The organism is Clostridium tyrobutyricum (assembly GCF_019144085.1).
Taxonomy (GTDB): domain Bacteria; phylum Bacillota; class Clostridia; order Clostridiales; family Clostridiaceae; genus Clostridium_B; species Clostridium_B tyrobutyricum_A.
Genome location: NZ_JAHHUY010000053.1, coordinates 1 through 8,379 on the forward strand (window position 1 = coordinate 1; position 8,379 = coordinate 8,379).

General features: G+C 29.5%; 13 protein-coding genes. 8 read left to right on the top strand and 5 right to left on the bottom strand.

Annotated elements, in window-relative coordinates; genetic code table 11:
- Positions 1 to 79: 79 nt before the first annotated feature.
- Complete coding sequence (locus KM800_RS14565) at positions 80 to 1,342, bottom strand: dihydroorotase (protein ID WP_217813734.1); 1,263 nt, start codon at positions 1,340 to 1,342, stop codon at positions 80 to 82.
- A 152-nt stretch (positions 1,343 to 1,494) separates the two neighbouring features.
- On the opposite strand from KM800_RS14565, the gene KM800_RS14570 reads away from it, so the two are divergent.
- Complete coding sequence (locus tag KM800_RS14570) at positions 1,495 to 2,067, top strand: hypothetical protein (RefSeq protein ID WP_217813735.1); 573 nt, start codon at positions 1,495 to 1,497, stop codon at positions 2,065 to 2,067.
- Positions 2,068 to 2,085: 18 nt separating this feature from the next.
- Positions 2,086 to 2,955, top strand: a complete 870-nt coding sequence (locus tag KM800_RS14575; protein WP_217813736.1) for a radical SAM protein — start codon at positions 2,086 to 2,088, stop codon at positions 2,953 to 2,955.
- Between the two features lie 211 nt (positions 2,956 to 3,166).
- Here KM800_RS14575 and KM800_RS14580 read toward each other — a convergent pair whose 3' ends face one another.
- From KM800_RS14580 to KM800_RS14590, 3 genes are all read right to left on the bottom strand, one after another.
- Complete coding sequence (locus KM800_RS14580; RefSeq protein ID WP_217813737.1) at positions 3,167 to 3,475, bottom strand: STAS-like domain-containing protein; 309 nt, start codon at positions 3,473 to 3,475, stop codon at positions 3,167 to 3,169.
- A 130-nt stretch (positions 3,476 to 3,605) separates the two neighbouring features.
- Positions 3,606 to 3,986, bottom strand: coding sequence for a GerW family sporulation protein (locus tag KM800_RS14585; RefSeq protein WP_217813738.1), 381 nt, complete (start codon positions 3,984 to 3,986; stop codon positions 3,606 to 3,608).
- 23 nt (positions 3,987 to 4,009) lie between these two features.
- A complete protein-coding gene (locus KM800_RS14590) occupies positions 4,010 to 4,636 on the bottom strand; it encodes a DUF2953 domain-containing protein (RefSeq protein WP_217813739.1) in 627 nt (208 codons plus the stop codon).
- Between the two features lie 138 nt (positions 4,637 to 4,774).
- Here KM800_RS14590 and KM800_RS14595 point away from each other — a divergent pair, with 138 nt between their 5' ends.
- From KM800_RS14595 to KM800_RS14605, 3 genes are read left to right on the top strand one after another with little or no spacing between them, the layout of a single operon-like run.
- Entirely contained in the window at positions 4,775 to 5,350 is a 576-nt protein-coding gene (locus KM800_RS14595; RefSeq protein ID WP_217813740.1) for a hypothetical protein, read from the top strand.
- A 52-nt stretch (positions 5,351 to 5,402) separates the two neighbouring features.
- Positions 5,403 to 5,681 (top strand): DUF4491 family protein, encoded by a 279-nt coding sequence (locus KM800_RS14600; protein ID WP_217813741.1) that lies wholly within the window; start codon positions 5,403 to 5,405, stop codon positions 5,679 to 5,681.
- A gap of 18 nt (positions 5,682 to 5,699) precedes the next feature.
- Positions 5,700 to 6,512, top strand: a complete 813-nt coding sequence (locus KM800_RS14605; RefSeq protein ID WP_217813742.1) for a lecithin retinol acyltransferase family protein — start codon at positions 5,700 to 5,702, stop codon at positions 6,510 to 6,512.
- Positions 6,513 to 6,586: 74 nt separating this feature from the next.
- Here KM800_RS14605 and KM800_RS14610 read toward each other — a convergent pair whose 3' ends face one another.
- Positions 6,587 to 7,075 carry a spore coat protein gene (locus KM800_RS14610; RefSeq protein WP_217813743.1) on the bottom strand — a complete coding sequence of 163 codons (489 nt, stop codon included), beginning with the start codon at positions 7,073 to 7,075 and terminating at the stop codon, positions 6,587 to 6,589.
- A 153-nt stretch (positions 7,076 to 7,228) separates the two neighbouring features.
- On the opposite strand from KM800_RS14610, the gene KM800_RS14615 reads away from it, so the two are divergent.
- The 3 genes from KM800_RS14615 to KM800_RS14625 are packed head-to-tail and all read left to right on the top strand — an operon-like array spanning position 7,229 to position 8,338.
- Entirely contained in the window at positions 7,229 to 7,435 is a 207-nt protein-coding gene (locus KM800_RS14615) for a spore coat associated protein CotJA (protein ID WP_330655649.1), read from the top strand.
- A 22-nt stretch (positions 7,436 to 7,457) separates the two neighbouring features.
- The gene (locus KM800_RS14620) at positions 7,458 to 7,721 is read left to right on the top strand and encodes a spore coat protein CotJB (RefSeq protein WP_217813745.1); all 264 of its coding nucleotides are present in this window, start codon (positions 7,458 to 7,460) and stop codon (positions 7,719 to 7,721) included.
- A gap of 14 nt (positions 7,722 to 7,735) precedes the next feature.
- Positions 7,736 to 8,338 carry a manganese catalase family protein gene (locus tag KM800_RS14625; RefSeq protein ID WP_217813746.1) on the top strand — a complete coding sequence of 201 codons (603 nt, stop codon included), beginning with the start codon at positions 7,736 to 7,738 and terminating at the stop codon, positions 8,336 to 8,338.
- The last annotated feature ends 41 nt before the right edge of the window (positions 8,339 to 8,379 follow it).

Sequence of the window (8,379 nt, forward strand, 5' to 3'; positions counted from 1 at the left end):
AATATAACTGAAAATCAAAATTTCCAGTTATATAAAACTAAATATAATCTATTTTACACAAATCTATCTATATTCTACTCTAATAGACTATTTCTCCCCTGTATATCGTTCTCTTTACTTTTCCATACAATTTTTCACCTATAAATGGAGAATTACATGCCTTGGATCTAAAGCTTTCAACTATATACTGTTCATTTGGATCAAATACTACAATATCAGCTCTATGACCTTCCTTTATATATCCCCTGTCCAGTCCATATAAATTGGCAGGATTTACTGTAAGTTTTGAAATGAGCTGATTATAAGTCAGATAACCTGGTTTTACCAGATTTGTTATAGCAAGTGAAAGTGCTGTTTCAAGACCTATCATACCACTTGGAGCTTCAGAAAGTTTTCTTTGTTTTTCCTCCTTGGAATGGGGTGCATGATCTGTAGCTATTATTTCAATTGTATTGTCTTTTAATGCTTCTATTATAGATTTTCTATCCTCTTCTGTTCTCAAAGGTGGATTTACTTTGGCATTTAGTCCCTTTTGTAGAACAGCATCCTCTGTTATGCTGAAATGCTGCGGTGTAACTTCAGCTGTTATATTACAAGCACCTATCTTTTTAGCCCATCTTATAAGTTCAACTGACAGTGATGAGCTTATATGCTGTATATCAATTTTTGACCCAGTTGATATTCCAAGAACAACATCTCTTGCCACAAGTACATTTTCTGCCTCATGTGGAGAACCTTTAATATTCAACTTTTTCGCTGTATTACCTGCATTTATTCCATTTTCATATATGAGTTCGGGATCTTCTTCATGAAAACTTAAAGGAACATCCAATTTTTTTGCCATATTCATTGCTTCAACAACTGTCTTTGAACTCATAATAGGTTTTCCATCATCTGAAAATCCTATTGCTCCAGCTAATTTTAGTTTTTCCATATCCACCAGTTCTTTTCCCTGCATGCCCTTTGTTATTGCAGCTACTTGAAGCACTTCAATTCTAGCTGATTTTGCCCTGTTCAATATATACTCCAATGTTTCTACATTGTCAACTACGGGCTTTGTATTTGCCATGCATATAACCGTAGTATAACCACCTGATGCCGCTGAATCAGCACCTGTAAATATATCTTCTTTATATGTAAATCCAGGATCTCTAAAATGACAGTGTACATCAACAAAGCCTGGAGCAACTATACACTTAGAGGCATCTATTACATTTTCAATGCCTTCACAAACAATATTTTTATCTATGCTTGATATATTTTCCCCATCTATTAAAATATCAAATATTCCATCCATTTTACTCACTGGATCAATAATATGCCCATTTTTTATAAGTATCATACCAAAACCTCCTCATTAACTCAGAATAATATGGAAATAATTACATTGTACTTTATTTAATAAACAATTGGATATATAATAAAAGTAAGGTAATTATATTTAATAAATGCAATAATCAATTATAATTATACAATAAAGAGAGAAGGATTTATATGTCAGAAAAAAAATCAACAATGAATAAGCACATTGAAAATATTTTTAATTCAATTGATAATATAGTTCTTACTGAAAAGGAACAAAAATTAAGAGTAAAACTGGGAACAAAAATATATACTGCTATTTTCACTGATGATGTTACTACAAGAATTAATATTGCTGATTTCTCAGATCTTGATTTAGTCAATGATAAAAACAATGAACTTGCATTTCTATTTTCAACTATATTTCCTGTATTCATCAAACAGGATGGTGTTGTATTCAGATTATACAAGCATAAGATTGAAGTAGATTTATCCGATAGTATGGCAGACAGATATTTATTCATGTTCTCAGATGGAAGAATGACTTCTGGATTATTTGAATGTTTCAGACTTTATGATGATGAATATATATATGGAGTAAAGAGAATAATAAAAGTAATTCCTTTACTTAAACAAGCTGTAATAGATGCACTTGATTCATTAAGCCAAAATAATAAAAGCCTAAATACAAATATAACAGATCTTAGAAACAAAGTGGAAATTGCCAAAAACAATTATAAAGAATTACTAAATGAATTAAATTAACAATATTAGGAGAGATATATGAACTACGAAGGTATTGTATACAGACCGCCTAGCGAGGCCTATAGTTTGATAATTCAAATTACCATAGGTTGTTCTCATAATAAATGTACTTTTTGCAGCATGTATAAGAGTAAAAATTTCAGGATAAGAAATTTAGAGGAAATCTATGCCGATTTATATGAAGCAAGAAAGATTTATGGTCATGTAGATCATATCTTTCTTGCAGATGGAGATGCTCTGATTCTTCCAGTTGAAAAGTTAAAATCAATACTTCTAAAAATAAAAGAAGTATTTCCAGAATGTAAAAGAGTAGGATCTTATGCTGCTCCAGCTGACATCTTAAGGAAATCTTATGATAACCTTGTAGAATTGAAAAGACTTGGATTAGGTATTCTATATATGGGTATAGAAAGTGGAAGTGACAACATATTAAAACAAATTCAAAAGGGAGTAACTTCTCGTGAAATAATAGAAGCTGGGAAAAAAGTAAAATCAAGCGGAATTAATCTATCTGTCACCTTTATCTCCGGTATAGGCGGGAAAGAGAAATTAAAAGAAAATGCAAGAGAATCTGCACATGTCATAAATGAAATAAATCCTGACTATATAGGTCTTTTAACCCTTATGGTAGAACCTGGAACCAAAATGTATAATGACATTGAATGTGGAAATTTCAATGTTCCAAATCCTGAAGAGATTATGCTTGAAACAAGAGAACTCATTAAAAATATTAATGTAACAAATTCTATTTTTAGAAGTAATCATGCTTCCAACTATATAGCTTTAGGCGGCACTTTATCAAAAGATAAAGATAAAATCATCAATTTAATTGATGATGCTTTAAGTGGAAAATATGGTTATAAACCTGAAAATTTAAGAAGATTATAAAAAATAGCTGTTGGATCAGTCAATTCAACAGCTATAATAATTATTGATAGTATCTAAAACAATTATGCCCGCTTCTTTTAGCAATATATAGAGCTTTATCTGCCTTTTCCATTTACCATAGTATTTTAATGTCATATATATGTAGTTTTTGAGGCCTCTTCTGTTAGGTATTTGGGCAAGTTCATCTATTATTGAAATTTGTTTTAAAAGTTTATTTATGCATGTTGTCAATTGAATTTTTCAGCAATGCAAAATTTTTTTCTAATGCATTTTCAATATCTATTAATTCATTTATTTCATCCCGTGTATAGTTTCTATATAATTTACCTATAGTTTGACTCAAGAAAGCTGCTGTTCTAAAATCAAAATTAGTATAATCAATTGCAATCTTTTCTCTTTTCAAAATAGCTTTTTCCATCCTATTGTACAATTCATTTCCATCTATTAAATAAACTACATTATCCTCTCTGTCTGAAATAGCAAACTCTCTATTCTCACAGTTATTCATTTTTATCTTCATAACTTTCTCCCCTATAGAATATTAAGAACAAATTTAATAATAATTATACCACATAAAACAGCCATACTTATACAAACCTTTTAACTAATATAAAAGTGCCCATATTTTTTATATAGACACTTTTATAAACTTACTCCTGGTTTTCTTTTTTTTCTTTTTTTGCTTTTCTTTTTTTATCAAATTTCTCAATTATACCAGGAACCAATTCTATAAGTTTATCTATGTTTCCCTTGTTATTATTTATTGGAATCATCTGCACCATTTCATCTTTTATAACAAGTACTGCATTTGGAACTATTTTAGCTCCTGCACCTAATCCACTTCCTGCTCCTTCATCTTTCTTTCCAGAATTATTTCCCTCTCCACCACCTGTACCACAGCCAAAAGTAACTGTTATGAATGGTACCAGAGTAATGTCATCTATTCTGATTGGGTCTCCAACTACAGTTTCAGTTTTAAAAAAGTTTTCCAGCTTTGAAAATAGCACTTCTGCATTTCCTTTAATATCCATTGATTATATCATCCTTTCTTTGATTAAGTTTCACTAACATTAAATTTTTGTTTTGTGTGTTTTTCTTTAGATATAGAATTTCTTCTAGTTTTCATAATTGGAACGATCAATTTAAGAATTGGGACAATAAGTGATACAGGCAGTATCTTACCTCCTATACCCAATTTAATATCAATTATTTCTTGATAGAAATTAGGTTTTATATTTATTAAAATATTTTTAAATACAGGTTTTATCATATAAACATAACCTGCAGCAGTACCAGTTACAGATGGATCATCAAATCCATATTGACCATTTACTTCAAAATTATCAGGTTTTACCTTATGTAATAGCTGCATTATGTACTCTTTATAGATATTTACTTGTCTTAATACAGATAATACATTAAACTTATTTGATTCTCTTTTATCTTTATTTTTTTTAATGTCATGTTTTAAATTAAACTTTTTTTTGATAAACAAAATTTTAATTACCAGATCAACGTTTCCATCGTATCCTGATCCTTCTAATATAATACTGTGAAACAAAAAACTTATTATAAAATTATATTTGACATTACTCTCTTTTAAAAAAACATATACCTTGTATTTTACTTGAGACAACATACAAATCAATACTATTGCTATTAAAATATATAAAATTACCATATTCCACCCCTCTATTAAGTATACACTAATATTTTATAATAAGTTTCATAATAAATATATATTTTACCTTATTTTTCTGATAAAATTTAAACTATATAGATAAATTTAAATAACTTAAGTACTTAGGGAGATGTAATTATGATTTTTTTCTTATATACCTCTGGAATCTTTGCAATTTTAGTGGGAATAATACTATTTCACAGACAGAATAAAAAAATAAAAAATAAAGATTACAATGAAATGGTAATATTAAAATACTGGACTAGAAGAATGGTATTTAATATACTTGTAATGTTTTTCACTGTAATTTTAGTACTTTTTATAATTCCATTTTTCATATGGCACATAGGGCCAAAAGAATTTGCAATCTCAGAAAAAATAATTGAGACGAAAGAATTAAGTCCTATTTCAACGAATGGTAAAAACAATTATGTTAGAGAAGTCAATGCAGACAATTCAAAAAATTATCAAATAAATACAGGGACTACACAAAATCCTTACTATGAAAGCTATAATTATAAATCTGTAGAACTTATAAAACAGGACACAGATGATGCACAGTATGAAAAAATATATAAATACAGAATGAAAATACTAAAGGGAAAATCTTTAATAATTAAATCTGTAAATGATATATACAGCAATGTATACATACAATATGATGATGGTAAATATGTAGGAAGTAAAATAAAGATAATAATACCTAATTCTTAAAAAGCTATGATATAATATATTACATAATCAATATAAAAGGAGCAATAATTTTATGCTAAACTATTATGGAATTATAATGGGAATATTTGTGCTCATTTTAACTGGTTTAGGACATGTATTCGTAATTAAAGGTGAATTCTATTTTGGAATAAAAATATGGATTCTATTTTTAATAATAGGTATTTTAGGTATAGTGTTCTCTCTTTTAACAAAGAATATAATTTTATCAGGATTTCTAGGAATACTGGCTTTTACCTTCCTTTGGGGAATACTTGAAGTATTCAAACAAAAAAAACGTGTTGCCAATGGTTGGTTTCCTAAAAAGAAATAATATATGTAGGGTGTTTTTATGAAGAGATATAAATTTTTTAAAATAATATTATTAGTATTGGTGATTATAGTAGTATATTCGAGTTATAAGATTTATTCAGCAAAAAATAACTTTAACGACATTTATAAATATAGTGAAATTCAAATACCTATGAATGGAAAGATCATATGGGATAATTCTACTGTAAAAAGTATATCAGTAAAAAACAACAATGGTCAGCCCATCAAAGTATATGCCTTTTTAAGTCCAGACAAAAAAACTATATTGATAAATCCTCCTGTAGAAGGTTATACGGAAAATAATTTATACTATATTACCATTTCCACAAATATTCATATGAAAAATTATAAAATAGGAAAAGACAAGGTTGTGAAATTCAAAGCAAAAGACGAAAATCTCCCAACTCCAAAAAAAGTAAAGAGAGAGCCTGAGTATGGTGATATAATAGGTACTACAGACAAATATATGGGTTATACTTATGATCACTATGGCGTGTATGTTGGAAATAACAGGGTTATTCACTACTGCAGTACAGATGGAAAAGTAGCGAATACAAAAATTCAGGAAACAAGTATATCCCCTTATTTTAGAGAAAATAATTTTTTTGTATTGGACCTTGGAAATTCAGCAAAATTCAGTGCAAATCAAACAGTAAAAAGGGCTCGAAGCAGATTGGGAGAACAAAGTTATGATCTTCTTCAAAACAACTGTGAACATTTCTCAGTGTGGACCAAAACAGGAAATGCAAAATCATATCAGATTGATAAATTATCTAGTGAAGAAATTGCTCAAGTGAGATTATTTATGACTATGGGAATAAATCTACAGTAATAAAAGGCGTAATTCTATTATATTTAATAGAATTACGCCTTTTTGATGTACCAGCTAAACTTTAGTATTTGATTCTACTGAACATTATACATTCCATTGCTAGCCATATAATTGTATATTGACTCACCATGTTGTTGTTCTTCTTTTTGAATATGATTCAATAAATTTCTGGCATTAGTATCTCTAAATTCAAATATGGTAGTATCATAAGCTCCAGATACATATTTTTCTGTCATAAGCATATCCTTACAAAGTTCTGAATCATTTTCATTGGACATACCTGATTGTGCCTGTACTCCAGAAGATGCTGCACTGTTTGAAGCCTGTGACTGAGTTGCATTTTGCTGTGAACCACTGTTTACACTTGGAACCTGACCACTCAAAAGAGAATTTATACTGTTTAAATGCTCTCTCTCCTGGTTTGCATTATTTTGAAACAACTGTTTTAATTGAGGATCTTTTGCCTGATTTGAATAATTAGTATATTTTTCAATACATAATTGTTCATGAGTTTTTTGATCTTCCAATAATGTTCTTTCTTTATTGCTTAAACTAATTGACATAAAAAATACCTCCAATAATTTCATTCAAAAATATTATTTCTCAATATAGCATTTTTTATTCTAATTATTAGTAATAATTTTTACACATTAATTATATTATTAACATTTTGATTGAAAATGAATATATTAAAATTGTAAATAACTCTTTTAGAGGTGAAAACATTGTATCCAAAATTTATTCCTTATATGAATTCAAATTGCATGCCTTCTCCAACTATGTTTCCTAAAATGAATCTACAACTTGCAAGAGTTTATATTCCCCTTCAACCTTTCGTCGGACTGCTTCCATTAAATGAGGCATTAAAACAGGGAACCATCTTTCCAAATCTTGTAATGCCATATAAAGCAGAAAAAAGATGATTGAAAATCAGGAGGGAAAAAAATGAGCGATAGAAAAAATTTGTTAAACAAAATAAGGCAGCTGGAATTTGCAGCATTGGATTTGAACCTATATCTCGATAACTTTCCAAATAATAGAGAAGCACTGTCTGCTTACAACAAATATACTGAAAAATTAATATGCATGAAAGAAGAATATGAAGACAATTACGGTCTATTAACTAATTTTGGTTCTGGTACAAGCCAATATCCATGGAGTTGGGTAAATGAACCGTGGCCATGGGAACCTGAAGCATATCGAGAATAGGAGGATAATAATATATGTGGAATTATGAAAAAAAATTGCAATATCCTGTAAATATAAGAAAAAAAGACGTTAAAATGGCTAAATATTTAATAACTCAATTCGGAGGACCAGATGGAGAATTAAGTGCTTCAATGAGATATTTAACTCAACGTTATACCATGCCAACAGGTAAAACAAAAGGACTTCTTACTGACATAGGCACGGAAGAACTTGCCCACGTGGAAATAATAGGGGCCATGTTTTACCAATTAGTGAAAGATGCTTCTCCAAAAGAACTGGAATCTGTGGGCCTTGGAGCTCACTACACACAACATGATCACTCACCATTTTTGGTTGATGCAAATGGCGTTCCATGGACTGCAGCTTATTTTGCTTCTACTGGAGATCATATAACTGATCTTCATGAAGATCTGGCTGCAGAAGAAAAGGCAAGGACAACTTATGAACATTTAATGAATCTAACAGATGATCCTGATCTAACAGACATATTGAGATTTCTCAGACAGAGAGAAATTGTCCATTTCCAGCGTTTCGGGGAGGCACTTATGGGCATACAGGACGGAGTAGGGATGAAAAAGAATTATTATATGAAGCCTCAAAAGGGATGCGACTGCTAAAATAGGGGGCTGTCGCACTAGCATAAAAAAATATGCTAATG

Bases quoted from the DNA above. Each gene is read 5' to 3' on its own strand.
- KM800_RS14565 (WP_217813734.1), bottom strand. From the start codon at position 1,342: ATGATACTTATAAAAAATGGGCATATTATTGATCCAGTGAGTAAAATG.
- KM800_RS14570 (WP_217813735.1), top strand. From the start codon at position 1,495: ATGTCAGAAAAAAAATCAACAATGAATAAGCACATTGAAAATATTTTT.
- KM800_RS14575 (WP_217813736.1), top strand. From the start codon at position 2,086: ATGAACTACGAAGGTATTGTATACAGACCGCCTAGCGAGGCCTATAGT.
- KM800_RS14580 (WP_217813737.1), bottom strand. From the start codon at position 3,475: ATGAAGATAAAAATGAATAACTGTGAGAATAGAGAGTTTGCTATTTCA.
- KM800_RS14585 (WP_217813738.1), bottom strand. From the start codon at position 3,986: ATGGATATTAAAGGAAATGCAGAAGTGCTATTTTCAAAGCTGGAAAAC.
- KM800_RS14590 (WP_217813739.1), bottom strand. From the start codon at position 4,636: ATGGTAATTTTATATATTTTAATAGCAATAGTATTGATTTGTATGTTG.
- KM800_RS14595 (WP_217813740.1), top strand. From the start codon at position 4,775: ATGATTTTTTTCTTATATACCTCTGGAATCTTTGCAATTTTAGTGGGA.
- KM800_RS14600 (WP_217813741.1), top strand. From the start codon at position 5,403: ATGCTAAACTATTATGGAATTATAATGGGAATATTTGTGCTCATTTTA.
- KM800_RS14605 (WP_217813742.1), top strand. From the start codon at position 5,700: ATGAAGAGATATAAATTTTTTAAAATAATATTATTAGTATTGGTGATT.
- KM800_RS14610 (WP_217813743.1), bottom strand. From the start codon at position 7,075: ATGTCAATTAGTTTAAGCAATAAAGAAAGAACATTATTGGAAGATCAA.
- KM800_RS14620 (WP_217813745.1), top strand. From the start codon at position 7,458: ATGAGCGATAGAAAAAATTTGTTAAACAAAATAAGGCAGCTGGAATTT.
- KM800_RS14625 (WP_217813746.1), top strand. From the start codon at position 7,736: ATGTGGAATTATGAAAAAAAATTGCAATATCCTGTAAATATAAGAAAA.